The organism is Uliginosibacterium flavum (assembly GCF_040566545.1).
Lineage (GTDB): Bacteria > Pseudomonadota > Gammaproteobacteria > Burkholderiales > Rhodocyclaceae > Uliginosibacterium > Uliginosibacterium flavum.
This window is the reverse complement of record NZ_JBEWZI010000003.1, coordinates 138439-162435: the sequence shown is the minus strand read 5'-3', so window position 1 is coordinate 162435 and position 23997 is coordinate 138439. Positions and strand designations below refer to the sequence as shown.

The window sequence follows — 23997 nt, the reverse complement described above, 5'->3', positions numbered from 1 at the left end:
CATCATGATTGACTACGAAACCCTCAAGATCATCTGGTGGCTGCTGGTAGGCGTGCTGCTCGTCGGCTTCGCCATCATGGACGGTCATGACATGGGCGTGGGCACGCTATTGCCCTTCGTCGGCAAGAGCGACGTGGAGCGCCGTGTCATCATCAACACGGTCGGCCCGCACTGGGACGGCAACCAGGTCTGGTTCATCACTGGCGGCGGCGCCATCTTCGCGGCCTGGCCGCTGGTGTATGCGACGGCGTTTTCCGGTTTCTACTGGGCCATGCTGGCGGTGTTGTGGGCATTGTTTTTCCGTCCAGTCGGCTTCGATTACCGCAGCAAGATCAGCGATCCACGCTGGCGTAGCACCTGGGACTGGGGGCTTTTCGTCGGCGGATCTGTTCCGCCCCTGATCTTCGGCGTGGCCTTCGGCAACCTGTTTCAGGGTGTGCCCTTTCATTTCGATGACAATCTGGTGTCCTATTACACAGGCAGTTTCTGGGGCTTGCTGAATCCCTTCGCGCTGCTCTGCGGGTTGGTATCGACCACGATGATCACCTTGCACGGCGCTGTCTATCTGGCCCACCGCACCGAGGGCGTGATCCAGCAGCGGGCGATTCGCGCTGCGACGATTTTTGGCCTGTTGCTGATTGCGTGCTTCGCTGCGGCCGGTGTGTGGCTTGCCTACGGCATCGAAGGCTACGTGATCAGTTCGGCCGTGGATGCGGGCGGGCAGGCAGATCCGCTGGCCAAAACCGTCGTGCGCGAGGCTGGCGCATGGCTGGCCAACTATAAGCTCGCGCCCTTGACGATACTGCTGCCGGTGCTGGGCTTTGCCGGCGCGCTGGGCGCGATTCTGCTCGCGCGGGCAAACCGTACGCTGCTGGCATTCGTTTCGTCCGCGCTGATGCTGGTCGGTGTGATCGGCACGGCGGGCGCGTCGCTATTCCCGTTCATCATGCCGTCGTCGTCCGACCCGCGTGCCAGTTTGACCGTCTGGGATAGCGTTTCCAGCTATACCACGCTGGGCATCATGCTCGCTGCCACCCTGATCTTCATGCCCCTGATCATTTTCTACACAAGCTGGGCTTACAAGGTGATGGCCGGCAAGATCACCGAAGCCTATATCCGCGAGAACGATCGCGGCGCCTATTGAGAGGCACTGACAAAATGCTGCTTGCTTCGTTGCGGCCGCTTGCCGTACTGCTTGTACTGTCTGCGCAGCCGCGTCTCGCCTGCACCGTTTCGCTGCGTTCAACTTCAGTTTTCAGAGCCTCTTGAACTCTCCATGAAAATAGCTCTCGCCTCACAGAATCGTCGCAGTCTCACCGCCCACGCAGGCAAATGCCGGCACTTTTTTGTCTTCGATACCGAGGCAGGAGGCGCACCGCTGTCGATCAATCTGTCGCCTGCGCAAGTCCTACATAACTGGACGGGCGAGGGCGCGCATCCGCTTGATGGCGTGAATACGCTGATCGCGGCGAGCGTTGGCACCGGGGTCGCGGTCAAGCTGACACGGCGCGGGCTGCGTGTACTGGCAAGCTCGGAGCGGGATTTGCTGCGCGTGCTGGAGCGCCTGGCCGATGGCACTCTGCCACTCGAACCCTTGCGATCCGAGGCCGATGCGCGCAGCCGCCCCGGCGAATGCCTGCCTCAGGCCAAACCCGCTTCTTCGCCAGCCATGCAGGCCATCCTCAGCGGCAATCGCTGGCCCGTCGGTAGCTGAACTTCACTGAAAGGGATCGTCAAATGTGGTATTTCACCTGGACTCTCGGTATTGGCTTCGCGGTGTTGCTCGCCATCCTCAACGCACTTTGGGGTGAAAACGAAGAAGCGCGCCAGATCGTTCCGCAGAAAGACAAAAATGCCCAGTCCGATCAATCCGCCGGTCACTGAGCAGGCCGGTGGGCCCGCCCGGGCAGGGATTGCAATCCTGCCGCTGCTGGCTGCCATTGTCATCATGCTGGTCGTCACTATTCGGCCGGATCTGCTGGCTGATGCTTCAGGGCATGCCGATCATCCAGCGGCCATGCTCCTGTTCTGGGCCATGGCCGCCGGTTTCGTACGCGGAGTTGGCTTCATTCCGGCGTATACGCTCTGGCGCTGGCTATTCTCCAGCGCCGTCTGTGCGCTGGCATTGTTGCTGGCAGCCTGGCGCATGCTGGGCTGAAGAGGGTGTGATGCACTTTCGCCAACTCTTCGATGCGGAGTCGAAGGCTCTGACCTATTTGCTGGCGGACGGCAAAGCCGGTGAGGCCGTAGTCATCGATCCGCTGAAATCGCAGGCCACCCTGATTCTCGCGCTGCTTGCAGAGCACAATCTGCGGCTCACCTATGTACTCCGTACGCATGTACATCGCCCGGATCGCAGCGACTGCGGCGAACTATGCCTGCGTACCGGCGCACACTTCATGCTCGGCGAGAACACCCCTGACGACATCCCCAGCCAACGCCTGGCCGATGGCGCATGCATCAACTTTGGCGTAGAGCACATCACCGTCCTGGCCACGCCGGGGCACACTCCCGGCAGCGTCTGCTACCTGTGGCAGGACCGACTGTTCAGTGGCGACACCTTGTGCATCCGGGGCTGCGACTGTGCGGGCGATGACGCCGATCCGGGCCAGCTCTTCGACAGCGTGAAACACAAACTCTTCACCCTTGCGGATGAAACCCTGGTGTTTCCCGGCCATGAACTGAATGGGCGCACGGTATCGACGATCCAGGAGGAGCGCCAGTACAACCCGTCCTTTGCTGGGCTGAACCGCGAGGCATTTGTCGTCGCGGCGCGCGAGGACGTTCGCACCTCACCTCGCAAGCGAAAGACCGCCCTGCTCAGTCATGGGCAGGGTAAGTGGTAGGGCAAAGGTGGATAGGCAGCGTCAATAGTTTTTATAAAATTCACTGAATTGCTATATAACCAATTGGTAGAGTATTCTGGCCTTACCCGAACCAGGAGAAATCAAATGGAAATCGTCTGTCCGCACTGCCAGACCATCAATCGCGTACCTGCTGAACGCCTGCAGGAGGAGCCCGTCTGCGGGAGCTGCAAGCAGCCCATCCTGCCGGCTGCGCCAATAGAGCTGACCAGTGAAAATTTTGATGCCATTGTCAATCGTACCAAGCTGCCCGTTGTGGTCGACTTTTGGGCGCCCTGGTGCGGGCCTTGCCGTTCCATGGCGCCGATGTACGCCGATGCGGCAAAAATCCTGCATGGCCGCGCCGTGCTGGCCAAGCTCGACACCGAGGCACATCAGGACATTGCCGCACGCTTTCGCATCCGCAGCATCCCGACCCTGGCCATCTTCAAGGGCGGCGAGGAGTTGGCACGCGAAGCGGGGGCGCGCCCGGCCGCAGAGATCGTGCGCTGGGCCGAACAATTCCTGCCCTGAGCCTTACGTCATCAACCCCGATTCAGACTAAGCGAGAACTTTTTCATGACAAATCCACACAAACTTCTGATCATTGGCGGTGTCGCTGCTGGCGCCTCCTGTGCCGCCCGCGCCCGCCGCCTCGATGAACATGCCGAAATCATCATGATTGAACGCGGCGCGGACGTTTCCTTCGCCAACTGTGGTCTGCCGTATTACGTGGGCGGTGAAATCGGCGACCGTGCTGCACTGGCCGTACAAACACCCGCGTCCCTGAAAGCCTTGCTGAATCTGGATGTGCGCACCGGTTGCGAGGCCGTGAAGATCGATCGCGCCGGCAAGCGCGTCGAGGTGAAATATCTGGCCGATGGCCGCAGCGAATGGCTCGCTTACGACAAGCTGATGCTTGCGCCGGGCGCCTCGCCCCTGCGCCCGGCCTTACCCGGCATTGATGATCCGCGGGTGCTGACCCTGCGCAACCTGCAGGACATGGATCGCATCGTTGCCGCCACAGCAGAAGGCCAACGTGCGGTGGTGATTGGCGCCGGTTTCATCGGTGTGGAGATGAGCGAGCAACTGCGTCACAAAGGCCTCTCGGTGCAATTGGTGGAGCTGCAGACGCAGATTTTCCCGCAACTCGATGCGCCGATGACGGATCTGCTCGAAAGCGAACTGCGCCGCCACGACATCGACATCATCCTGGGGGATGGTGTAACGCGCTTCGAGTCGCAGGATGAGCATCTGCGCTGCCATCTGAATTCCGGCGAGGTGCTTGATGCTGATCTCGTGATCCTCTCTATCGGCGTAAAGCCGGACACCGAACTGGCGCGTGACGCCGGCCTGACGCTGGGCCCGCGTGGCCACATCGTGGTCGGTGAATTCATGCAGACCTCGGACGCTGACATCTACGCCGCTGGTGACGCCGTGCAGACGCAGGATCGAGTCATCGACAGCCCCACCAACGTGCAGATGGGCGGGCCGGCCAACCGGCAAGGGCGCGTGGCCGCAGATCACATCTTCATGCCAACGAAGGCGAAGCCTTATCCCGGCTCGCTCGGCACCGCCATCGTGCGTGGGTTCGATGTGGCCGCAGGCATCACCGGCTGGAGCGAGAAGCGCCTGATCGCCGCCGATAAGCCATATCAGACGGTGACCGTGAACGATTACCAGCACGCCACCTACTATCCCGGTGCCAAGCCCCTTAGCTTGAAGATTATCTGGGAGCCGGAATCGGGCAGGCTGCTCGGTGCACAGGTCACCGGCTTCGAGGGCATCGACAAGCGCATCGACGTGATGGCCACCGCCATCCTCGGCGGAATGACGATTGACGATCTGTGCCATCTGGAACTGGCCTACGCGCCACCTTTCGGCGCCGCCAAGGACGCCATTAATCTCGCCGGCTTCGCTGCCTGCAATCGGCGTGACGGACTGGTACGCCACATCACCGAATTGCCTACCGACCCGCAAGTGCAGATCGTGGATGTGCGCCCCAAGCCTTTGGTAGACGCCTATCCCGCGCCGGGCACGGTCATCAACATTCCCTTCCCGACCTTGCGTGCCAATCTCGACAAGCTGGATCGCTCGCGCCCGGTCATCACCGTCTGCGCCTTTGGCAAGATGAGCTACTTCGCTGCGCGCATTCTGGCGCAAGAGGGCTTTTATGTGAGCAGCTTCAGCGGCGGAATCAAGGCCAATATAGATCCGCGCACCCCTGCCAAGTTGCCGACCGCATAAATAAGCTGGCTGATATCGCGTGAAGATCAGGGCACGCATCTTTGATGCGCGAATCCCGGCGAGTGACATTCTGGAGCGGGCCCGAAAACCGCTGTGCCTGATACTTCAGGCGGCGCTCATTGACGCAAGCTATGCTGCAAGTGTGATTTCAGTATTGGATCAGAAATCTAGTTTGCAATAGTCTCCATGTATCGGGTTTGCCTTTGTATCCGCGCCACTTTTTTCTTAACTACCCAGGAGTTTTGCCATGAAAGCCAAGAAAAGCACTTCCATCAGCAAGATCGACATCGGCATTTCAGAGAAGGATCGCACCGCAATTGCCGCCGGCTTGTCCAAGTTGCTCGCCGACAGCTTCACGCTCTACCTGATGACCCACAACTTCCACTGGAACGTAACCGGGCCAATGTTCAACAGCCTGCATGTGATGTTCATGGGCCAGTACACCGAACAGTGGAACGCACTCGACGTGATCGCCGAGCGTATCCGTGCGCTTGGCGTGAAAGCGCCGGGCAGTTATGCGGACTACGAAAAGCTCACCACCATTGCAGCGGTGAAGGGCGAGCCCAAGGCCATGGAAATGGTGGCCTTGCTGGTTTCTGCTCAGGAGGCAACCGCCCGCACAGCGCGCAGCCTGTTGTCACTGGCTGACGAAGCCAACGACCAGCCCACCATGGATTTGCTGACCCAGCGCCTGGATGTGCATGAGAAGACCGCCTGGATGTTGCGCACCCTGCTCGAAGATTGAGTTGGTTCTTTCTTGACGATCCGGTAAACCGCTCGGCTCCGGATTTATCGACACATGTCTGTACGCTCACGGCTGGCCTTGACTGCCGTGAGCGAGGTCTTTGAAGCCCCCGCATTCAACCGAAGGAAACCCGATGGAAACCGTCGTTGTAATAGGTGCCAGCATCAACCCGGAACGCTACTCGAACAAGGCCATCAAGATGCTGCTGGAGTACGGCCACACGCCGATCCCGGTCGCCCCCGCCCTGATCGAAGTGGAAGGAATTCCGGCCGTCGCTACGCCAGAGGATGTCTCCGGCCCGGTCGATACCGTGACGATGTACGTCGGCCCCGCACGGCAAGGCGCGCTGCTCGACGGCATCATCGGCCTCAAGCCGAAGCGGGTGATCTTCAACCCTGGCACGGAGAACGAAGAAGCCTATGCGCGCCTGCACGCCGCCGGTATCGAAACCACCGAAGCCTGCACGCTGGTGTTGCTCCGCACTCAGCAGTTCTGAACGACATTGCTCGAAGATCTGCATCTAGCGGTCTTCTTCAGTATGCCTGCCTGAAGACCGTTTAGCATAAGCAGTCTTCAGTATAGTGTCGTATAGAGCCAATGGGGGTGCGGCTCTTCAGGCATCTATTCTTTAGCAGTCCAGAATCAGGATTGAGCCGCTTCTTTCTGCAGCACCAGCATCAGATCCGTTTTCGACACATGGCCCTGCAGCACGCCGTTTGCGTCCAGCACAGGCAGGCGCTCGCCCCGGTGCAGCGAGAAGGCCTCAAACATCTCGCCCAGACTGCTGGTCAGCGTGATGCGCGGGTAGTCCCGGCGCAGCAGCGCCAGCGGAATCACCGACGCAGAATTGGCGGCGTCGCGCAGGAAGGGGGCGAAATCATGCAGGGACAAGGCACCAAGGAAATGCCCTGCGGCATTCGTCACATAAATGTGCGGCCAGCGACTGCTCAGAAAGGCCTCCTCGGCCGCCGCAATGCTCGCGCTGTCCTGCACCGTCGGCGAGCCGGATCGCAGCAGGCTGCGCACCGAAGCACCGGCCCCCTTCCCCAGCCGCGCGGCAGGCAGCGAATGTGAATACAAGGAAGGCTGCCACAGCAAACGCTTGATGCCCGCGCTCAGCACACACACCAGCAACAGCGGCACGATGATGCGCGGGTTGCCGGTCATCTCGAAAATCATCACCGCCGACATCAGCGGCGCATGCGTGCACGCCGACAGGAAGACGCCCATGCCCGCCGCGGCAAACACCTTGAACACCAACATCAGCAGCAGCGCCGGCCACAGCCAGTCACCCTTGAGGATCGAATTGACCACGCTGTAGCCATTGCCCCAGACCCCAGGCTCCAGCACCGAGATCGCGCCAACGATCAAACCGCCCAAGCCAAGCTGCGCCCAATATCGGACTCAAGTATAGAATTGTTAATGGCATATGCCGCTAATTAAATTCAAGTTCAATGGCTGGAATTCAGGTTAAATCTGCGCCTTCACAGAAGCAACTCACAGGAACGATATGTCCATTTCTCTGACTGAGGCGTCTGTCCTGGCCATCAAAACCGCTCTGAATGAACGTAGTAAAGGCATCGGAATCCGTCTGGAAGTCAGCGTTGGCGGCATTTCCAGCTTGTCTTTTCGTCTTGAGTATGCGGATGAGCTGCGCGACACCGATCTGTGTTTCGAACACAGTGGCTTCCGTGTCGTGACGGACCTGAAAAATCTCGCCTATACAGAAGGATTGGTACTTGATTACAGCCAGACTAACGGAGAAGGAGGCTTCAGCGTGTGCCATGCCGAGCCTTGTGATGAATGTGGCTGTGGCAGTGGTTGAGCAAAGGTCTCTGCACCAAGGCTGACGTTAGCACCCCTCATAGTTGAGGTTCTTCATGAAACGCTTGCTGCACATCCTGCTCACGCTGTTTGTCTTGTCAGCACAGGCTGCAACGCCGCCTGCGGATGAACGAAGCTCAGTAGATGTGTATGTCTTCTGGTCAAAGGGCTGCCCGCATTGTGAAAAAGCCCTGTCTTTCCTGGACACGCTGCCAGCCCGGCATCCCGGGTTACAAATCCACCGTCACGAAATCAGCGAAGACGAAAACCTGCAAGCCTTGATTCGCGTAGCCAGACACCATCAGATCAAGGATGTCGGGGTTCCGGTTATTCTTATCGGTGATGAAATCCAGATCGGTTATGCCGACGACCGCAGTACCGGCGCACTGCTGCTGCAGCGAATTGAACGCTGCCAGATAAATGCCTGCAAAACCTCGCTGGATGGGCCTCCCGCAACCTCTGCCCCAGTCCTTGGCGCGCCCGCAAAACCACCGGCCTCGATCCGTCTGCCGGTCTTGGGGGATGTAGATCTGCGCCAGCTCTCGCTGCCGGTGCTGACCATCAGTCTGGCCGCAGCCGACGGCTTCAATCCCTGTGCCATGTGGGTGCTGGTATTTCTGATCGGTCTTTTGCTGGGCATGAAAAACCGGGCGCGTCGCTGGTTACTTGGCAGCGCTTTCATCGGGGCCTCGGCCTTCGTGTATTTCCTGATCATGGCGGCCTGGCTCAATACCCTGCTCTGGCTGGGGGCCGTGTTGTGGCTACGCGTGGCACTGGCACTAGTGGCTCTGGTCGTTGGCGCTGCGGCACTACGCGATTTCTGGCGCAACGAAACCGTTTGCAAGGTCAGCGCTGCGCCTGCGCGCCGTGCGGTGCTGGAACGCCTGCGCAAGATGGCTCAGTCCTCCAGTCTGTTGTGGGCCCTCATCGGGATCGTGTTGCTGGCTTTTGCCGTGAATGTTGTGGAGTTGCTGTGCTCGGCCGGCATCCCGGCCGTCTTCACCCAGTACCTTGCTGCAAGCCAACTCGCCCCTTGGCAGCATTACGCCTATCTCGGGCTCTACATTCTGGTTTTCATGGCCGACGATCTGTTGATTTTTATCGCAGCCATGCTGGCGCTCGATATCAGTCAGCCCGGTGCAAGCTACACCCGCTGGAGCCGACTCCTGGGGGGCTGCGTAATGATCACACTCGGCTTGTTGATGTTGTTCAAACCTGAGTGGCTCACTTAGCGCAAAGCACATACCCAGACACTCCACTGGGGCCAGTTCAAGGCAGCCATCCTGATGAGCCTCGGGCTGGCGGCGGGCGTCGCCCTTGCACTGCTGTGGCCTTCGCGTGGCAGCGATCTGTATCTGGCAGCGTTGCGTTTGGCAACGGCGTCACCATCCTGCCGATGCTGCGCGATGTAGTGCTTGAGCACGGCTGGTTGACGCCTTCGCAGTTGAGCACAGGGATTGCCTTCGGCCAGATTACGCCGGGGCCGATCCTGAATACCGCCACCTTTGCCGGCTACATGGTGGCTGGCCGGGCGGATTGCTCGCCACTTTTGCGATCTTTGCGCCCAGCTTCGTCATGACGCGGGTGTTCGCCGAACTATTCAGCCGCATCCGCCATCTGGCCTGGATCAAGGGCGCCATTCACGGCGCGATGATCGTCTTCTGCGGCATGGTCGCCAGCGTGACATGGTTCATGGCCGCACATGGCGTGCGACGGATCAGCGACAGCCTGATCGTGCTGGCCGTGTGGCTGGCACTGTCCCGCTTCAAGTTATCACTGCCCCTGAGCATGCTGGGCGGTGTGCTGTTGTGGCTGGCTTTGCAAAATGTTCCTGATTGCAACATCTGCTTACAAACCATGACAGGGCGCTAACACATTCTTACCTTGGCTCAACCACACTGCAGTCACGGTTTAAGCACAACGGAGAAACATCATGAAAGCATCTGTCAGTACCCTCGCCATTCGTAGCCTGTTCGCACTTTGTAGCATTGCCAGTATCGGTATTGCCAGCGCCGCCGATCCCGTCACCGATATCATGCAGAAGGCGTATGCGCCGTATCGCGTGGCCTTGTTCAAAACCAACAGCAATTCGCAAGCGGAAGCCCAGCAAGCCATCACCCAGGCCCAGCAAAGCTGGGGTCAGATCGCCACGCAATTTGGCGCCAAACCCGCTGCGCCGTATGACCGTGACACCGACTTTGCCAAATCGCTGGCTGAGGTGAGCAAGGTTTACGCCAAGGCTGCCGAAGAAATCGGCAAGAACCAGCTCACCGAGGCACACGAAACTCTTGAGCATGCCCGTGACGTGATGTCCGAGATGCGCCATCGCAACAACGTGATCGTCTATAGCGATCACATGAACGCCTATCACGCGCAGATGGAGCTCGTGCTGATCGACGGGCCGAAAACCCTCGCCGGGCCGAATGGCATTCAGGAGCTGACGGCGCAGACCGGCGCGCTGGAATTCCTCGCTGCCCGCCTGAAGAGCGAAGCCCCGGCGGACTACGCGAAGAATGATGAGTTCAACACGATGCTTGCGGCCGTTCAGAAGTCGGTGGCAGACCTCAAGGCAGCACTTTTTACCAATGATGCGACTAAGGTTAAGGATGCGCTCGGCAAGGTCAAAGTGCCGTATTCGAAGATGTTCATCAAATTTGGTTAAGCCGGCTTTTCTGCAGGAGCGGCCAGCGGCCGCTCCTGTATTTGAAATTCGACCCAGGAGGCATCCATGTCACTGATAAAAGCAACAAACATCAAGAAGAATTACCGGGTCGGCGAGATCGATGTGCCGGCCCTCAAAGGCATTGATTTTGAAATCGAAAAATCAGCTTTTGTCGCCATCGTCGGCCCCTCGGGCAGCGGCAAATCGACGATGCTGAACCTGATCGGCTGTCTCGATCACCCCACCAGCGGCAAACTGCTGGTGCATGACACCGAGGTCAGTAAGCTCTCGCGCAATGAGGCTGCAGCCTTTCGCGGCGAACATCTAGGCTTCGTGTTTCAGGATTTCAATCTGGTGCCGGTGCTCACTGCGTATGAAAACGTCGAATACCCGCTGCTGATGGTGCGCGGCTGGGCGGAGAGCAAGCGTCGCGAACGCGTGATGAAAATCCTTGAAGCCGTTGGCATGGCCGATCAGGCGCACAAGCGCCCGGATCAACTTTCCGGCGGGCAGAAGCAGCGTGTGGCCGTGGCCCGCGCCCTGGTGGGCGAGCCCAAGCTGGTGCTGGCCGATGAGCCGACCGCTAATCTCGATCACGATACGGCGTATCGCATCCTTAATTTGATGAAGCAGATGCGTGACGAGTCGGGCACCACCTTCGTGTTCTCCACGCATGACCCGAAAATTATGGGGGAAGCCGAAGTCACGTTCATCCTTGAAGACGGCGTTCTCTCGCGCCAAGGAGCTCAACAATGATTGCCACCCTGAAACTTTCGGCGCGCAATCTGCTGCGCTATCGTCGTCGCACCCTGCTGACGGCCGGCCTGATCACCTTGGGTGTCGTCGCCTTGCTGGTCTTCGTGGCCACGGCTGGTGCCTTCAAGCAAACCATGGTCGGTGAAATCACCGACAGCATGCTCGGTCACCTGCAAGTCCACCGTAAGGGCTATCAGGCCGCGACCGATAATTCGCCGCTGAACATGAACCTGCAGCCCAATGCTGTGGCCAAGGTCGAGGACTTCCTCAAGGCCGATCCGGATGTCCTGGCGTATTCGAAGCGCGTCAAGATGGGCGCGATGTTCTCCAACTATGCGGAGACCAGTGCGATTCGTCTCAATGGTATCGAACCTGAAGCCGAAGACGCCACCGTGCCAGCCCTGCGCAATCGCATTCTGGACGGCGATAAAGCCGCTCCGCTGGTCAAGGAAGGCGAGTTGCTCCTGCCGACGCTGCTGGCCCGTGGCCTCAAGGTGAAGGTGGGCGACTCGGTGGTGCTGGTCGTCACCAACGCCTCCGGCTCGGTGAATGCGCGGCCCTTTACGGTGCGCGGCATCCTCGATCAGGTGACCGGCCCCGGCGGGCGCGATGGCTACATCCACATCAAGGATGCCCGCGAGTTGCTGCGCATGGAGAAGGCGGAAGTGATGGAAATCGCCGTGCGCCTGAAGAGCCTGAATGTGCTGGAAAAAGTGCAGCAGCGCCTTGCGACGCAACTCGACACGATCCGCAACAAGGAAGACAAACCTGCGACGGAACTGCACAGCTGGAAAGAGCTGTCGCCCTTTGCCACCATCGTCAAGATGATCGACATGATGACCCTCTTCATCCGCGTGATGCTGATCGCCATCGTGCTGGTGAGCGTGATGAACGTGATGCTGATGGCCGTGTATGAACGCATCCGCGAAATCGGCACGCTGGCCGCCATCGGCACCAAGCCCGGCAAGATCATGGGCATATTCTTGGGCGAAGGACTCCTGCTCGGCTTGGTGGGCGCCATCACTGGCGTGGCTATCAGCTATGCACTGGTTGCCGTGTTCCATGTGTGGCCGATCAGTTTCACCTTCGGGCGCAACGCGCTGGCGCTGGTGCCGCAACTGGCGGCGGGCGAAGCCCTGATGGTGCTCGGACTCGCAATCCTAGTCTCCGCCCTGGCCAGCCTGCAGCCGGCCTGGCGTGCGGCGAACATGGATCCGGTCACAGCCCTGCGTCACGTCTGAAAGATGCCCGGAGAGCCGCTCTGCGCTTGGCTCTCCGGGCATGCCTTGCACACCCGGAATCAGGAGAAGCAACATGAAGAAACTTATCGCAATCTCACTCGCCGCCGTGGCCCTCTTTGCCTCGGCTCTCAGCCAGTCCGCCATCGACGGCGTTGCCATTCTGCAGAAGGTCGATCGCAATCTGGAGCCCGAGAGCTACGAGATGTATCGCAAGCTCATCAACATCGAACCGGATGGCACGAAGAAGGAATTTGTCCTGTTTTCGGTGAAGAAGGGCAAGGACAACGTCGCCGCGTTGTTCCTTTCGCCCGCCAGTGACAAGGGCCGCAGCACCCTGCGCCAGGGCGACAACATGTGGCTCTACGTGCCCAGCGTGGGCAAGCCGATGCGCATCACCAGCCAGCAGTCGATCACTGGCGGCGTGTTCAGCAATTCCGACATTCTGCGCATCGATTACACCGAGGAATACAACGTCACCAGCGCCGAAGATCAGGGCGAAACTTATCAGCTCAAGCTGAAGGCCAAGACGGCGGAAGTCGCCTACGACCAGCTCAAAATGACCGTCGACAAGAAGACCGTGCTGCCGCTGGAAATCGAGGCTTTTGCGTCCAGTGGCATGCTGATCAAGACCTTGCACTTCAAGGACATCAAGGACTTCGGCGGCGGCATCAAGCGCCCGGCCACGGTCGAAACTGACAGCCCGCTGTACAAGGGTTACAAGTCGGTGATGTTGTACTCCGGCCTGAAGAAGCGTGTCGTCAGCGATGAAGTGTTCACGCAGGGCTTCATGTCCCGCCTGGAGGAGTTGCGCAAATGATCAAAGCATCCGCCGCCATCCTTCTGGCGCTGGCCGCGATGGCGGTGCATGCTGAAGAGGAGTTCAGGTTCGACGCCAGCGAATTCGACAAAAAGCCGTATGAGTTCAACGGTTACCTCGAACAGAAACTCGAAGCCCTAAAGCTGCGTGGCGACAGCCCGGCCTATCGACTGGCTTATCCCGGCGAGCCGGCGCAGGACGCGTTGCTGCGCAGCACCAGCACGCTGGAGCTGAGTGGCAAGGCCAACTACAAATCGCTGGCCGCCGATGTGCGCGCTCAGGCCAGCTATCAGGGCGACGATCTGGTGCACACCACCAACTATGGCCAAGTCATGGAAGGCGGCCTGCGCTGGAGTGTCGGCCCGGAGCTGAGCTTCGATGTCGGCAAGCGCGTGCAGCGCTGGGGCAAGGGTTATGCGTGGAGCCCGGTCGGCCTGGTTGAACGGCCGAAAGATCCGTCCGATCCGAGCGCCAGCCGCGAGGGCTTCGTCATGGCCAGCGGCGAGTGGACGCGCAGCTTCAGCGGCCCCGTCAGCTCGATTAACTTCACCGGCATGTTCGTGCCGACCAACGACAATCTGAACAATGACTTCGGCCGCGAAGAGGATCTGAACCCAGCCGCCAAACTCTACCTGCTGGCCTTTGATACCGACATCGACCTGATGTGGCGCGGCAAGGGCGCGAAACCCGAGGCCTTCGGCGTCGACTTCTCGCGCAACCTCACTCCCGCGCTGGAAGTGCACGGCGAATGGGCCCGCACCCTGGATGCGCCGCGCAACACGGTCAGCGCGACGGGCGTCACCAGCAGCACGCAGGTGAATTTCAACTCGTATCTGCTGGGCCTGCGCTACATGACCCTCAGCGAAGTCACCTGGATCGCCGAGTACTACCGCAACGGCGCCGGTTACAGTGCCAATCAGCTGGATGATTACTACGCCTTCCTCGACCGGGCGATGGCCCCGGGTGCCTCGCCGACACTCAACACCAAGGCGCGCACGGTGGCGCAATCGGGTTACGGCAAAGCCAATCCCGGCACGGACTACCTGTACGTGAAAGCCAGCGTCAGCGAGCCATTCAATTGGGTCTATGGCGCGGCAGCGCTGACCACGATGGCAAACCTGAACGATGGCTCATGGCAGGTCCAACCGGAGCTCAGTTACACCGGGTTCGCCAACTGGGAGCTGCGCGGCCGCGTGATCGTTTTCGGCGGCCAGCCACAGGCGGAGTTTACGACCAAGTCCTCCAGCGCACGGCTGGAAGTGTACGGGCGCTACTTTTTCTGATTTTGCAGTGCCTGCCTGAAGAGCCGCTCCCTGCGTGCTTTTTCAGGCAGGCATCTTGGACAGGCAATCTGTGTGCGCCTGGCAGGGCAGGTGTCGCGTACAGGCAGGCGGGATGCAGCTCTTCAGGCAAGTCATTTCGCGGAATGGCGGGCCATGTTCGTGGGTTGAAATACAAAAGCGTGATTGCCCTGCATCTTTCCGACGCCATCTGCGTCTTCCCTGCACAGAGCATTCAGGCAAGTCACACGCAAAACCATGTCCACTACCGAAAATACCCTTGAACCCAAGTCCACCACCAGGCTGCACCGCTGGCTATTCACCCTCGCCGTGCTGACGCCACTGTGGCTGCTGGCGTATGCGCATCTGGATGAGTTCGCCACCGCCGTGTTGAGCCTGGTCGACCTGAGCCGCGCCACACCGCTGGGCGAGGCGCTGCATTTCTTTTTCTACGACACGCCCAAGGTGTTGCTGCTTCTGACCGGTATCGTGTTTGTCATGGGCATCATCCAGACCTTCTTCGCGCCGGAGCGCACCCGCGCGCTGCTGTCCGGCAAACGCCTCGGCGTGGGCAATGTGCTGGCTGCCAGCTTGGGAATCGTCACGCCTTTCTGCTCGTGTTCTGCAGTGCCGCTGTTCATCGGTTTTCTGTCAGCCGGCGTGCCGCTGGGCGTGACCTTCTCCTTTCTGATCTCCGCTCCGATGGTCAATGAAGTCGCGCTGGTGCTGCTCTTTGGCATGTTCGGCTGGAAAGTGGCGGCCCTGTATCTGTTGATGGGCCTGCTGATCGCGATTGTCGCCGGCATGGTCATCGGTCGTTTGCGGATGGAACGCTACCTCGAAGACTGGGTTCAGAAGATCGCCAGCGGCGAGGCTGGCGCTCATGTGCCGGATGAACATCTGAATTGGGTACAGCGTTTCGACGCTGGCTGGGGCCATGTGCGCGAGATTGTCGGCAAGGTGTGGCCTTACGTGATTGCCGGCATCGCGCTGGGTGCCGGCATCCACGGCTATGTGCCAGAAGATTTCATGGTCTCGATCATGGGCCGCGATGCCTGGTGGTCGGTGCCGGCCGCCGTGTTGCTGGGTGTACCGATGTACACCAATGCAGCGGGCATCATTCCGATTGTCGAAGCGCTGATCGGCAAGGGCGCAGCGCTGGGCACCGTGCTGGCTTTCATGATGAGCGTGATCGCGTTGTCGGCACCCGAAATGATCATCCTGCGCAAGGCGCTCAAGCCTCGCCTGATCGCCACCTTTGCCGGCGTGGTCGCCTGCGGCATCGTGCTGGTGGGCTTTGTTTTCAATGCAGTTCTGTAAAGGAGAAATACCATGAAAGTTACCGTCTACGGCCCCGGCTGCGCACGCTGCCAGAAAACCGCGGAAGTTGTGCAGCAAACGCTGGAGGCACGCGGTATCCCGGTCGAACTGGAGAAAGTCACCGACTACGCCGCGATGGCCGTCGCTGGCGTGATGAGCACGCCGGGCGTGGCACTAGATGGCAAGCTGGTCTCCACCGGCAAGCTGCCGACCGTGGCTGAGGTGGAGAGCTGGCTGGGCTGAGATCATTTGTCTGGCGGACACCTGTCTGAAGAGCCTCAGCCCGTCTTGCTCCACGGTTGGTATCGCGCTAAGGCAAGCTGGGTGAGGGTCTTCAGGCAGGCTTCAGAGCTGCTCTTCGATTGGCAGCAGCCCCAGCAGATTCACCCAGATGCGGCGCAGCGCCGAGCTTTTGGGGTCGTGGTCAAAGTCGCGCGTGCCGCTGTCAGGCAGTTCTTCGTGCCAGCGCACTTGGCCTTCGTGCAGGCTTAATCGATAGGCGCTGGCAGGCAGGAGCTTGCGGATGTTGCGGCTCATGCGTTCGGCGAAGTCCGCATTGGGAATCAGCACGCCGGTTTCGGTATTCAGTGCGGTGGAGCGGGGATCCAGATTGAGCGAGCCGATGAACAGTTCGCGCTTGTCAAAAATGAAAGTTTTGGCGTGCAGGCTGGAACGCAGCGAATCGCCGATCAGTGGCTGGCTGCGCGTTTCGCGCTCACTTGCGGCGGCGGCTGTGTCCGGCGCCGAGCCGGGTTTCACTTCCCACAGTGCAATGCCCGCCTCCAGCAATTCCTTGCGGTAACGGGAGTAGCCCGCATGCACGGCGCTGACGTCGGTCGCCGCCAGCGAATTGGTCAGCACCGTAATCGCCACGCCGCGCGAACGCAATTCACGCAGAAAATCCATGCCGGGCTTGCCGGGCACAAAGTAGGGCGAGATCAGTAGCAGTTCCTGCTGTGTAGCGGTGATGACGGGCAGGAGTTGCGGCCACAGATGGCCGTTGGTGTCTTCTGGCGAACGAGTTATTTTGCTTGGGTCGTCGACCAGCAAAGTCGCGCTGGCCTCGAAAAAATTGGCCTTGCTGCCCAGCAGTGAGCGAATTAATTCCGCGTCATCGGTACTGTTTTCAGGCAGTGTTTCGCGTGTCGTCGCTGAGGCCTCTGTGTGCGAGTCGTCCGTGTCCGTCAGTGCGAGGATCGGCCAGACCTGAGCACTGTTCCAGTAGCGATCAAAGGCCACTGAAGCCGCCTGCACCACCGGGCCAAGGGCCAGCACATCCAGGTCACCGAAATCAGCTGCGCCGCGCGCGGCGAAGTATTCATCTCCGATATTGCGCCCGCCCAGAATAACCACCTGATTGTCGGCCAGCATCGTTTTGTTATGCATGCGCCGGTTGATGCGGCTGAAGTCCAGCAGCGCACCCAAGGTGCGCGTGAAGCGCCAAGCGACCGGATTGAACAGGCGCACTTCGACGTTCGGCACTGCGTCCAGCGCCAGCAAATGTTCGTCCGGTAATGACGTGCCGATGTCATCAAGCAGCAGGCGCACCCGCACGCCGCGCGCGGCAGCGCTCTTCAACTGCTGCGCCAAGCGCATGCCACTCTTGTCGCGATGCCAGATGTAGTACTGCAGATCGAGCGAGCGCTCGGCATGCTCGATCAGCCCCAGTCGTGCGCTCAGCGCATCGCTGCCACGCGCCAGCGGGGTGAAGTTGCTGACGCTCGGCAGGGCGGGGCGGTGTGTCCGCGCGGCGCGGCCCAGCCGCGTGTCCGCCGTGTCCGCCGGGGCATGGCTGGGCGTGCTCGCGGGTGCAGGCGGCAGGCTGGCGCAGGCGCCGAGCAAGGCGAGCAGGATACTGATCGAAATGCAGCGGATCGTGGACAAATCAGGCTCTTTCAGTCGCAAGACGAGTATCGAGTATAGGTAGTGAGCTCCTTCGCCGAAGGGGTGATGCCCCGGGGTGCAGGCGCTGGCGTCGCCGCTTTGGCGGTTCGGCCCTACAATGCCGCCTGTTTCCAGAATTATTCAGGTGCGCCCGTGTCGATTCCGCTCAATGTCCTCTCGCAATACCTGATGCCCAAGCAGGCGCTGACCCGGCTGGCCGGGCGTTTCGCCTCGGCCAGATGCGGCACACTGACCACGCGCGTGATCCACTGGTTCGTCGGGCGCTACGGCGTGAACATGGCCGAGGCGGCGAATCCGGATATCGCCAGCTACGCCAGCTTCAACGATTTCTTCACGCGCGCCCTGCAGCCCGGCGCCCGCCCGCTGGCGGCAGCCGAGCTGGTATGCCCGGTGGATGGCGCGATCAGCCAGTTCGGCAGGGTCGAACGCGACCAGATCTTCCAGGCCAAGGGCCACACGTACTCCACGACCGCGCTGGTCGGCGGCGATGCGGCGCTGGCCGCGCAATTTCAGGATGGCGATTTCGCCACGCTGTACCTCTCCCCGCGCGATTACCACCGCATTCACATGCCTTGCGACGGCCGCCTGCTACGCATGATTCACGTGCCGGGCGATCTGTTCTCGGTGAACCCGACGACCGCGCGCGGCGTGCCGGGCCTGTTCGCGCGCAATGAACGTGTGGTCTGCGTGTTCGACTCCGCGCAGGGGCCGTTTGTGCTGGTACTGGTTGGCGCCACGATTGTCGGCAGCATGGCCACCGTGTGGCACGGCCAGGTCAATCCGCCGCGCCCCGGCCAGCTGCGCGAATGGCATTACGAGAATCAGCAGATCGTGCTGAAACAGGGCGAAGAGATGGGCCGCTTCCTGCTCGGTTCCACCGTCGTGATGCTCTTCCCGAAGGGCGCACGCAGCTTCAACCCGGCCTGGGCGCCGGCCGGTGCGATCCGCATGGGCGAGGTGATGGCGCAAGCCGTGTTTTGAAAGGAGCTTTTGTGGACCTGAATTCCTTGTTCGCACAGTTTGTGCAATTCAGCTCGTATCTGCCTTTGCTGCTGATCTATGGCGTCGGGCTTGCTCTCGCGGTAACCCGCCTGCCGCAGCAGCGCCGCTTCGCCCGACTATGCATCGCCGGTTTTTGCGGTCACCTGTTTGGTCTGCTGATCAGTGCCGGCACCCAGTTCTGGCTGATTTACGCCGCGCAAACGGAGCGTTTGGCGTCCGCCAATTTCCTCGCGGTGGGCGTCGTCCAATTGATCGTCATGCTCTTTGCCTGCTGCGGCTGGGTGCTCTTGCTGATCGCCCTGTTCAGCGGCCGCTCGCAAACAAGCGAAGATTCGGCCGCCTGAAGCGCCGCGCCCAGCGGACTTCTTCAGCATGCCATGCTGAAGAGGCTCGCCCCGCGCGGCTATTCAGCCTGCCTTCATTCAAATCGTTCTCGCCCTTGCCAGGCCGCCAGCGGCCAGGCCAGCGCCGCTGCTGCCGCACCAAACCCGGCGGATACAGCGAACAGGTTGGCCCAGTCCACCCAGTAAGCCAGATCGGAGAGCTGTGCGCCGATCAGCCCCGGCACGCTCAGCATGCTCAGAATGCCTACCAGTGCGCCAGCCACCAGCGCCACAGGCAGGCGTCGCCGCCAGGGTAGCGGCCGCGCCCGCAAGGCCAGGATCAGCAGCAGCGCCAGTACCAGGGCATAAGCCAGCACCAGCGGCCAGTTCATCAGCGCCAGTTCCAGAAGGATGTTTGCCGCAAGCCAGATTTCATACATGGTCATTCTCCTCAGACGCGGCCCTTGAGCACGGCGAAATACGCGGGCTTGAGTAGTTGTACTTTCATCAGCCAGGCAAACCAGCTTTCCTGCAGCGGGTCGATCATTGGCAGCGAGGGCGTGAGCTTGCCTTCATAGTCGAATTCGATGAGCAGTGCCGAGCCTTCGCGCACGATCAGTGGGCAGGAGGTGTAGCCATCAAATTTAAGTTGAGGCGCGCGTCCGGCGATCACGTCGATCAGGTTTGCGGCCACCAGCGGAGCGCTCTTTTTCACCGTGGCGGCCGTCTTGCCGCGTGGCGTGCCATTGATGTCGCCCACCCCGAACACATTCGGGAAGCGCTTGTGCTGCAGGGTTTCCTTGTCCACCTCCAGCCAGCCGCCGCCGGCCATTGGCCCGGTTTGCCAGGCCAGCGCGCTTTTTTTCACCGCATCGGTGGCGCGCATCGGCGGCACGACGTGGATGAAATCATAGGGCCGCTCCAGTTTCTCGCCAGCCGGCGTGACGAAGCGCGCACGATGCGCGCCGATGTCGATGCCGACCAGCTTGTGCTCGAACTCCACGCCGATGCCCAGTGCCTGCCAGCGCGTCAGCACCTCTTCATTGATGCGCGGCACGCCGAACACGTTCTTCTGCGCAGACTGGAACGAGATGTTTGATTTGCCCAAAGTGCCCGCCTTGAGCAGGCGGTCGCGCAGCATGAAGGTGGTTTTCAGCGGTGCGCCGGCGCATTTCATCGGCGTGGCCGGCAGGGTCATGATCGCCTCGCCGCCTTTGTCACGAAACGCCGCCATGGCTTGCCAGCTTGCCACTGCGCCATCCGGCCCGTTGTACACGCTGGCCAGGCCTTCGCGGCCGATGGCAGTCGTGTCCATGCCTTCGATGGCGGCGTAATCCAGATGCAGGCCGGTCGCGACGACCAGAAAATCGTAGCGGATCTTGCTGCCGCTGTCGGTCGTGACGCTGTTGGCGACCGGATCGAATTCCGCCACCATCTCCTGCACCCAATTCACGCCGGCCGGCAGCAGCGGGGCGACCGCATCGACCACCTTGCTTCGGGGCCATACGCCGGTGCCGATCAGGGTGTAGCCGGGCTGGTAGTAATGCTCCGGGCGACGGTCGAGGATCGTGATCTTCGCGCCATCCAGTTCGCGGCTCAGCCGATTGGCCAGCGCAATGCCGCCCAGTCCGCCGCCGGCAATTACGATGTGCGCCGCGGTTTTCAGGGCCGCTGCGTCGGCAGGGCGGCTGTTGATGCCAAGCAGTAGAGCGCTGGCTGTCGTCAGGCGCAGGAAGCTGCGTCGATCCATCCCGTGCAAGTGCGCCGAGTCCGCGTGTTCGCGGGAGTTTCTGGTCATGGTCACATTCTCCACAAAGTGGCTTTCGTGCAGCAGGCGCCCGCCTGTTGGTTGAGCCCACATGCGTTAACGGCAGCCGGAACGTGGCGCTGAACAACCCTTTCGGGAATGTGTGTTTGTGCGCAGAAAGGCGCGGACCAGAATTTGTGGTGGGAATGGAATTGAATCAGCCATGCCCGGAAAGCCGCGTTGAGATTGGCTTGCTGGGCATGTGCCGTGGAAAGTAAGGCGCAGAGCGCCTCTCCAAGCTACTTCTTTTGCAACTTCTTGCGTGCGTCCTCGATGCCGCCGTAATCCAGCAGCTTTTTGTAGCCCATGCCCTTGAGCGAATTTGAAGCAATTGCCGAGCGGCGGCCGGAGCGGCAGTAGAGGATCACCTCGTCGTCCTTGCTCACGCCAGCCATGCCGATGCGTTTGTCGATCACGGAATGGTCGATGTTCAGCGCACCCTCCAGATGCCCTGCCGCAAACTCCTCCGGCGTGCGCACGTCAATCAGCACGGTTTTGGCTGAAACGGCGGCGCAGCTCAATGCCAGCAGGACTGTCGTAAAAACATGTTTGAACATTTTGTCTCCTCGATTGTGTCGATGCAGGCTCAGGTCTGATCCATATCAACGTCTGTATTTTGCTGCCGGACTGATAATTGGCTTTTGCCAATAATCAAACTTGCCCATGGCGCGTCCTGCCAAACATCGCTGCACCACTTGCGCACCTGTCTCAGACTACTTCAAACCGCGCGGCGTTCCCATGCATGCGCTGAGTGAAGTCGGGCTGGAACTCGACGAGCTCGAAGCCCTGCGCCTGGCCGATCTGGATGGCCTGTATCAGGCCGATGTCGCGCTACGCATGGGCGTGTCGCGCCAGACCGTGGGCAACATCCTTGAACGCGCTCACCGCAAGATTGCCGACGCTTTGCTGAACGGCAAAGCTTTACGGATATCACAACCGTCGCAAGGCGACGCTGAATGCTCCCCTCGCCCGCTTGCGGGAGAGGGGCTGGGGGAGAGGGCCACTATCCTGGTCCAACCCACGAACCTTTCACTCAAGCCCTGAAGGAAACACCATGAAACTCTGTATCCCCGTCGCAGCCCCCGAAGGCCTCGCCTCCATGATCGAAGCCGATTTCGGCGCCGCGCAACACCTGATCATCCTCGATAGCGATAGCGACACTTTCCATGCCGTCGACCGCAACAGCCCGGAGCAGGTCAGCGACGAAATCATCGGCGGTATCGAAGGCATTTTCTGCAACGAAATCCACCCGCGCCTGCTCGTCCAGCTGCAGCAAAACGGCGTGCACGTTTTCGGCGTCGAGCCCGGCTCGGTCGCTGAAGTGCTGGCCCAGTTCCGCGCTGGCGAACTTGAGCCGCTGCCGCGCTTCAGCCCACCGCAAGAAGGTGGCGGCTGCTGTGGCGGTCATGATCACGGTGCGGCAGAAGTCGAGCACGAATGCTGCGGTGGCGCGAACCACGCCGACGATCACGAATGCTGTGGCGGTAAAGGCCATGCTGAGGACGACCACGAATGTTGCGGTGGCAAAGGCCACGATCATGCCGGCCACGAACACGGCAAAGAAGGCGGCTGTGGCGGTGGCGGGCAGGGGCGCAAGCAAGGCGGCGGTTGCGGCTGCGCGCACTGATTCCCGCACCGACGGGCTTCTGTCATCCTGCGGCAGGCAGCTGGCGTTACACTGCCAGCTCCTGTCCGATCTGACGAACCATGCCCCTCCAAATCCTGCGCCGCTTTGCCCTTTACGCCACGCTGCTGGCCAGCCTGTTCGTCCTGAACGGCTGCGCTACGCTCAGCGAGCAGGATTGCCGCAGCGGCGATTGGGCCGCCGTCGGCTATCGCGACGGTCAGAACGGCCGACCGCAATCGCGCCTCGATGAACACCGCAAGGCCTGCTCCGAATACGGCATCAAGCCAAATCCACGCGTGTACGAAGAAGCCCGCGAACGCGGTTTGAACTTCTACTGCACGCCCGCCAACGGCCTCTCCGTCGGGCGACGCGGCGAACACTACGCAGGCGTCTGCCCGGACTGGAGCGAAGGCGGTTTCCTGCAAAGTTACGAAGTCGGTCGCGATGTTTTCGAGGCTCGCCAGCGGCTGGAACGGCTGGAGAGCGAGCAGCGCGACATCGAAATGCGCCTGCGCAAGGCCGACAAAAAAGACGACGTGCGCTACCTCGCCGGCCAGATGAGCCGCCTGCGCATGGAACGCGACTTCGCCTGGGACGAACTGCGCCGCCGCGAATACCGCGCCGATCGGCTGCGCTTCTGATTCCTGTGATGGCCTGCCCGTACAGCGTCATCTGGCGCGCTTCTGCGAGCATGCTGCTCTGAGAGTCACACTGGTGGCGGCTCTTCAGTCGCATCGTTTTCAAACGGAGACCGCAATGCCCATCGAACGCAAATCCATCAATCGCGGCGGCATCAAGTCCGCTGGCTACGAGCGCAGCAGCCGCATCCTCGAAATCGAATTCTCGTCGGGGAAAGTGATTCAGCACACCAACGTCGGCGAAGAAATCGCCACCCGCTTCCTCGCCAGCAGCTCACCCTTCGGCTACTACCAGGACAAGATCGAAGAGGACTATTCGATCAAGCGGTGAGGCTGACGGTAGTCAGTGAACCGTTAATGTAAGGCCCATAAATTTGCTGTTCGCCATTTTTAAGTAGTCGTATTGGAATGCGAGGGTTTTGAATGAAATTCATCATTAGATGTAGTGCCTTGTTATCTTTTTTAGCTCTATTTGCAGGATGCAGTACGATTACAATTCAATTTAGCCCAATGAAAGAAGCTGACGAGAGTCAGCCCAGAGCAAAGCTTAGAGTGCTGGCAAATTCATGGGTGAAGGGGATTCCCAATAGAGATTGTGTTGATCGATCAGCTCCTGGCGCAGGAACAGTATATGGAGGGCTCCTTGGTAGCGATGGATACAAAGGCCGTTCTTTGGATATGCCTTTTCGTCCTACTTCTGTTAATGCGTCGAATATAGCTGAAATGTATGTCGCGGCAGACAAACCAATTGCTCTTAGTCTTGTGGTTGCTGATGGTGCTTACGTTATCTGTATTCTGTCGGGAAGCTTTGTTCCAGAGAAAGATAAAAATTACGAAGCGAGACTTTTTTGGGATTGGTCTCAAAAAAAATGCACTTTTAATTTGGATGAATTAGGCGACTTAAAGATTCCCGTTAAAATTTCAAAAGCGGATTCTTGCAAATAAAACATTGAGCTCACT

General features: G+C 60.2%; 30 protein-coding genes and 2 pseudogenes. 26 read left to right on the top strand and 6 right to left on the bottom strand.

Annotation, left to right across the window (positions count from 1 at the left end; translation table 11 throughout):
- The first annotated feature begins 1 nt into the window (after position 1).
- From cydB to ABXR19_RS04095, 9 genes are all read left to right on the top strand, one after another.
- Positions 2-1144 carry a cytochrome d ubiquinol oxidase subunit II gene (gene cydB, locus ABXR19_RS04135; protein WP_435594297.1) on the top strand — a complete coding sequence of 381 codons (1143 nt, stop codon included), beginning with the start codon at positions 2-4 and terminating at the stop codon, positions 1142-1144.
- A 132-nt stretch (positions 1145-1276) separates the two neighbouring features.
- Positions 1277-1714, top strand: coding sequence for a NifB/NifX family molybdenum-iron cluster-binding protein (locus tag ABXR19_RS04130; protein WP_354599825.1), 438 nt, complete (start codon positions 1277-1279; stop codon positions 1712-1714).
- 23 nt (positions 1715-1737) lie between these two features.
- Positions 1738-1884: a cytochrome bd-I oxidase subunit CydX gene (cydX, locus tag ABXR19_RS04125; RefSeq protein ID WP_354599824.1), complete on the top strand. Its 147-nt coding sequence runs from the start codon at positions 1738-1740 to the stop codon at positions 1882-1884.
- A complete protein-coding gene (locus ABXR19_RS04120) occupies positions 1853-2158 on the top strand; it encodes a cyd operon YbgE family protein (RefSeq protein WP_354599823.1) in 306 nt (101 codons plus the stop codon). The genes cydX and ABXR19_RS04120 overlap by 32 nt, the downstream gene beginning before the upstream one ends.
- Before the next feature lie 10 nt (positions 2159-2168).
- Positions 2169-2846, top strand: coding sequence for an MBL fold metallo-hydrolase (locus ABXR19_RS04115; RefSeq protein ID WP_354599822.1), 678 nt, complete (start codon positions 2169-2171; stop codon positions 2844-2846).
- 105 nt (positions 2847-2951) lie between these two features.
- Positions 2952-3377 carry a thioredoxin TrxC gene (gene trxC / locus ABXR19_RS04110; RefSeq protein WP_354599821.1) on the top strand — a complete coding sequence of 142 codons (426 nt, stop codon included), beginning with the start codon at positions 2952-2954 and terminating at the stop codon, positions 3375-3377.
- Positions 3378-3422: 45 nt separating this feature from the next.
- Entirely contained in the window at positions 3423-5090 is a 1668-nt protein-coding gene (locus tag ABXR19_RS04105; protein WP_354599820.1) for an FAD-dependent oxidoreductase, read from the top strand.
- A gap of 247 nt (positions 5091-5337) precedes the next feature.
- Positions 5338-5835: a Dps family protein gene (locus ABXR19_RS04100; RefSeq protein WP_354599819.1), complete on the top strand. Its 498-nt coding sequence runs from the start codon at positions 5338-5340 to the stop codon at positions 5833-5835.
- A gap of 133 nt (positions 5836-5968) precedes the next feature.
- Positions 5969-6331, top strand: coding sequence for a CoA-binding protein (locus ABXR19_RS04095; protein ID WP_354599818.1), 363 nt, complete (start codon positions 5969-5971; stop codon positions 6329-6331).
- A 146-nt stretch (positions 6332-6477) separates the two neighbouring features.
- On the opposite strand, the gene ABXR19_RS04090 is transcribed toward ABXR19_RS04095, so the two are convergent.
- Both ABXR19_RS04090 and ABXR19_RS04085 read right to left on the bottom strand, forming a co-directional pair.
- Positions 6478-6672, bottom strand: coding sequence for a hypothetical protein (locus tag ABXR19_RS04090; RefSeq protein ID WP_354599987.1), 195 nt, complete (start codon positions 6670-6672; stop codon positions 6478-6480).
- 276 nt (positions 6673-6948) lie between these two features.
- Positions 6949-7221, bottom strand: a pseudogene (locus ABXR19_RS04085) (chloride channel protein); the annotation flags it as partial.
- 124 nt (positions 7222-7345) lie between these two features.
- Between ABXR19_RS04085 and ABXR19_RS04080 the strand changes: the two are divergent.
- The 10 genes and pseudogenes from ABXR19_RS04080 (at position 7346) to ABXR19_RS04035 (ending at position 15978) form a co-directional block, all read left to right on the top strand.
- Positions 7346-7660 carry a HesB/IscA family protein gene (locus tag ABXR19_RS04080; RefSeq protein WP_354599817.1) on the top strand — a complete coding sequence of 105 codons (315 nt, stop codon included), beginning with the start codon at positions 7346-7348 and terminating at the stop codon, positions 7658-7660.
- A 55-nt stretch (positions 7661-7715) separates the two neighbouring features.
- Positions 7716-8891 (top strand): glutaredoxin family protein, encoded by a 1176-nt coding sequence (locus ABXR19_RS04075; RefSeq protein ID WP_354599816.1) that lies wholly within the window; start codon positions 7716-7718, stop codon positions 8889-8891.
- A gap of 164 nt (positions 8892-9055) precedes the next feature.
- Positions 9056-9531 (top strand): annotated as a pseudogene (locus ABXR19_RS04070) (chromate transporter).
- Positions 9532-9592: 61 nt separating this feature from the next.
- The gene (locus ABXR19_RS04065) at positions 9593-10321 is read left to right on the top strand and encodes a hypothetical protein (protein WP_354599815.1); all 729 of its coding nucleotides are present in this window, start codon (positions 9593-9595) and stop codon (positions 10319-10321) included.
- 66 nt (positions 10322-10387) lie between these two features.
- The gene (locus ABXR19_RS04060) at positions 10388-11077 is read left to right on the top strand and encodes an ABC transporter ATP-binding protein (RefSeq protein WP_354599814.1); all 690 of its coding nucleotides are present in this window, start codon (positions 10388-10390) and stop codon (positions 11075-11077) included.
- Complete coding sequence (locus tag ABXR19_RS04055; RefSeq protein ID WP_354599813.1) at positions 11074-12318, top strand: ABC transporter permease; 1245 nt, start codon at positions 11074-11076, stop codon at positions 12316-12318. The genes ABXR19_RS04060 and ABXR19_RS04055 overlap by 4 nt, the downstream gene beginning before the upstream one ends.
- A gap of 73 nt (positions 12319-12391) precedes the next feature.
- Entirely contained in the window at positions 12392-13135 is a 744-nt protein-coding gene (locus ABXR19_RS04050; RefSeq protein WP_354599812.1) for an outer membrane lipoprotein-sorting protein, read from the top strand.
- On the top strand, positions 13132-14418 hold the full coding sequence (locus ABXR19_RS04045) for a hypothetical protein (protein WP_354599811.1): 1287 nt from the start codon (positions 13132-13134) through the stop codon (positions 14416-14418). The genes ABXR19_RS04050 and ABXR19_RS04045 overlap by 4 nt, the downstream gene beginning before the upstream one ends.
- 255 nt (positions 14419-14673) lie before the next feature.
- A complete protein-coding gene (locus ABXR19_RS04040) occupies positions 14674-15735 on the top strand; it encodes a permease (protein WP_354599810.1) in 1062 nt (353 codons plus the stop codon).
- 12 nt (positions 15736-15747) lie between these two features.
- Positions 15748-15978, top strand: coding sequence for a thioredoxin family protein (locus tag ABXR19_RS04035; protein ID WP_354599809.1), 231 nt, complete (start codon positions 15748-15750; stop codon positions 15976-15978).
- Between the two features lie 102 nt (positions 15979-16080).
- Here ABXR19_RS04035 and ABXR19_RS04030 read toward each other — a convergent pair whose 3' ends face one another.
- Positions 16081-17619, bottom strand: a complete 1539-nt coding sequence (locus ABXR19_RS04030; RefSeq protein ID WP_354599808.1) for a phospholipase D family protein — start codon at positions 17617-17619, stop codon at positions 16081-16083.
- A 153-nt stretch (positions 17620-17772) separates the two neighbouring features.
- On the opposite strand from ABXR19_RS04030, the gene asd reads away from it, so the two are divergent.
- Positions 17773-18621 carry an archaetidylserine decarboxylase gene (gene asd / locus ABXR19_RS04025; RefSeq protein WP_435594296.1) on the top strand — a complete coding sequence of 283 codons (849 nt, stop codon included), beginning with the start codon at positions 17773-17775 and terminating at the stop codon, positions 18619-18621.
- 11 nt (positions 18622-18632) lie between these two features.
- A complete protein-coding gene (locus ABXR19_RS04020; RefSeq protein ID WP_354599807.1) occupies positions 18633-18986 on the top strand; it encodes a hypothetical protein in 354 nt (117 codons plus the stop codon).
- A 74-nt stretch (positions 18987-19060) separates the two neighbouring features.
- Here the strand turns inward: ABXR19_RS04020 and ABXR19_RS04015 are convergent, their stop codons facing one another.
- The 3 genes from ABXR19_RS04015 to ABXR19_RS04005 form a co-directional block, all read right to left on the bottom strand.
- Positions 19061-19405, bottom strand: coding sequence for a hypothetical protein (locus ABXR19_RS04015; RefSeq protein ID WP_354599806.1), 345 nt, complete (start codon positions 19403-19405; stop codon positions 19061-19063).
- 11 nt (positions 19406-19416) lie between these two features.
- Positions 19417-20763 carry an NAD(P)/FAD-dependent oxidoreductase gene (locus ABXR19_RS04010; RefSeq protein WP_354599805.1) on the bottom strand — a complete coding sequence of 449 codons (1347 nt, stop codon included), beginning with the start codon at positions 20761-20763 and terminating at the stop codon, positions 19417-19419.
- A 248-nt stretch (positions 20764-21011) separates the two neighbouring features.
- Positions 21012-21329 carry a rhodanese-like domain-containing protein gene (locus ABXR19_RS04005; RefSeq protein WP_354599804.1) on the bottom strand — a complete coding sequence of 106 codons (318 nt, stop codon included), beginning with the start codon at positions 21327-21329 and terminating at the stop codon, positions 21012-21014.
- A gap of 106 nt (positions 21330-21435) precedes the next feature.
- Here ABXR19_RS04005 and ABXR19_RS04000 point away from each other — a divergent pair, with 106 nt between their 5' ends.
- The 5 genes from ABXR19_RS04000 (at position 21436) to ABXR19_RS03980 (ending at position 23982) form a co-directional block, all read left to right on the top strand.
- Positions 21436-21816 carry a DUF134 domain-containing protein gene (locus tag ABXR19_RS04000; RefSeq protein WP_354599803.1) on the top strand — a complete coding sequence of 127 codons (381 nt, stop codon included), beginning with the start codon at positions 21436-21438 and terminating at the stop codon, positions 21814-21816.
- Positions 21817-21826: 10 nt separating this feature from the next.
- The gene (locus ABXR19_RS03995; RefSeq protein WP_354599802.1) at positions 21827-22399 is read left to right on the top strand and encodes a NifB/NifX family molybdenum-iron cluster-binding protein; all 573 of its coding nucleotides are present in this window, start codon (positions 21827-21829) and stop codon (positions 22397-22399) included.
- Between the two features lie 80 nt (positions 22400-22479).
- Positions 22480-23040 carry a DUF2799 domain-containing protein gene (locus tag ABXR19_RS03990; protein ID WP_354599801.1) on the top strand — a complete coding sequence of 187 codons (561 nt, stop codon included), beginning with the start codon at positions 22480-22482 and terminating at the stop codon, positions 23038-23040.
- Between the two features lie 115 nt (positions 23041-23155).
- The gene (locus tag ABXR19_RS03985) at positions 23156-23368 is read left to right on the top strand and encodes a KTSC domain-containing protein (RefSeq protein ID WP_354599800.1); all 213 of its coding nucleotides are present in this window, start codon (positions 23156-23158) and stop codon (positions 23366-23368) included.
- A gap of 92 nt (positions 23369-23460) precedes the next feature.
- Positions 23461-23982 carry a hypothetical protein gene (locus ABXR19_RS03980; RefSeq protein ID WP_354599799.1) on the top strand — a complete coding sequence of 174 codons (522 nt, stop codon included), beginning with the start codon at positions 23461-23463 and terminating at the stop codon, positions 23980-23982.
- Positions 23983-23997: the final 15 nt, after the last annotated feature.

Bases quoted from the DNA above. Each gene is read 5' to 3' on its own strand.
- ABXR19_RS04130 (WP_354599825.1), top strand. From the start codon at position 1,277: ATGAAAATAGCTCTCGCCTCACAGAATCGTCGCAGTCTCACCGCCCAC.
- cydX (WP_354599824.1), top strand. From the start codon at position 1,738: ATGTGGTATTTCACCTGGACTCTCGGTATTGGCTTCGCGGTGTTGCTC.
- ABXR19_RS04120 (WP_354599823.1), top strand. From the start codon at position 1,853: ATGCCCAGTCCGATCAATCCGCCGGTCACTGAGCAGGCCGGTGGGCCC.
- ABXR19_RS04115 (WP_354599822.1), top strand. From the start codon at position 2,169: ATGCACTTTCGCCAACTCTTCGATGCGGAGTCGAAGGCTCTGACCTAT.
- trxC (WP_354599821.1), top strand. From the start codon at position 2,952: ATGGAAATCGTCTGTCCGCACTGCCAGACCATCAATCGCGTACCTGCT.
- ABXR19_RS04105 (WP_354599820.1), top strand. From the start codon at position 3,423: ATGACAAATCCACACAAACTTCTGATCATTGGCGGTGTCGCTGCTGGC.
- ABXR19_RS04100 (WP_354599819.1), top strand. From the start codon at position 5,338: ATGAAAGCCAAGAAAAGCACTTCCATCAGCAAGATCGACATCGGCATT.
- ABXR19_RS04095 (WP_354599818.1), top strand. From the start codon at position 5,969: ATGGAAACCGTCGTTGTAATAGGTGCCAGCATCAACCCGGAACGCTAC.
- ABXR19_RS04080 (WP_354599817.1), top strand. From the start codon at position 7,346: ATGTCCATTTCTCTGACTGAGGCGTCTGTCCTGGCCATCAAAACCGCT.
- ABXR19_RS04075 (WP_354599816.1), top strand. From the start codon at position 7,716: ATGAAACGCTTGCTGCACATCCTGCTCACGCTGTTTGTCTTGTCAGCA.
- ABXR19_RS04065 (WP_354599815.1), top strand. From the start codon at position 9,593: ATGAAAGCATCTGTCAGTACCCTCGCCATTCGTAGCCTGTTCGCACTT.
- ABXR19_RS04060 (WP_354599814.1), top strand. From the start codon at position 10,388: ATGTCACTGATAAAAGCAACAAACATCAAGAAGAATTACCGGGTCGGC.
- ABXR19_RS04055 (WP_354599813.1), top strand. From the start codon at position 11,074: ATGATTGCCACCCTGAAACTTTCGGCGCGCAATCTGCTGCGCTATCGT.
- ABXR19_RS04050 (WP_354599812.1), top strand. From the start codon at position 12,392: ATGAAGAAACTTATCGCAATCTCACTCGCCGCCGTGGCCCTCTTTGCC.
- ABXR19_RS04045 (WP_354599811.1), top strand. From the start codon at position 13,132: ATGATCAAAGCATCCGCCGCCATCCTTCTGGCGCTGGCCGCGATGGCG.
- ABXR19_RS04040 (WP_354599810.1), top strand. From the start codon at position 14,674: ATGTCCACTACCGAAAATACCCTTGAACCCAAGTCCACCACCAGGCTG.
- ABXR19_RS04035 (WP_354599809.1), top strand. From the start codon at position 15,748: ATGAAAGTTACCGTCTACGGCCCCGGCTGCGCACGCTGCCAGAAAACC.
- ABXR19_RS04015 (WP_354599806.1), bottom strand. From the start codon at position 19,405: ATGTATGAAATCTGGCTTGCGGCAAACATCCTTCTGGAACTGGCGCTG.
- ABXR19_RS04010 (WP_354599805.1), bottom strand. From the start codon at position 20,763: ATGACCAGAAACTCCCGCGAACACGCGGACTCGGCGCACTTGCACGGG.
- ABXR19_RS04005 (WP_354599804.1), bottom strand. From the start codon at position 21,329: ATGTTCAAACATGTTTTTACGACAGTCCTGCTGGCATTGAGCTGCGCC.
- ABXR19_RS04000 (WP_354599803.1), top strand. From the start codon at position 21,436: ATGGCGCGTCCTGCCAAACATCGCTGCACCACTTGCGCACCTGTCTCA.
- ABXR19_RS03995 (WP_354599802.1), top strand. From the start codon at position 21,827: ATGAAACTCTGTATCCCCGTCGCAGCCCCCGAAGGCCTCGCCTCCATG.
- ABXR19_RS03990 (WP_354599801.1), top strand. From the start codon at position 22,480: ATGCCCCTCCAAATCCTGCGCCGCTTTGCCCTTTACGCCACGCTGCTG.
- ABXR19_RS03985 (WP_354599800.1), top strand. From the start codon at position 23,156: ATGCCCATCGAACGCAAATCCATCAATCGCGGCGGCATCAAGTCCGCT.
- ABXR19_RS03980 (WP_354599799.1), top strand. From the start codon at position 23,461: ATGAAATTCATCATTAGATGTAGTGCCTTGTTATCTTTTTTAGCTCTA.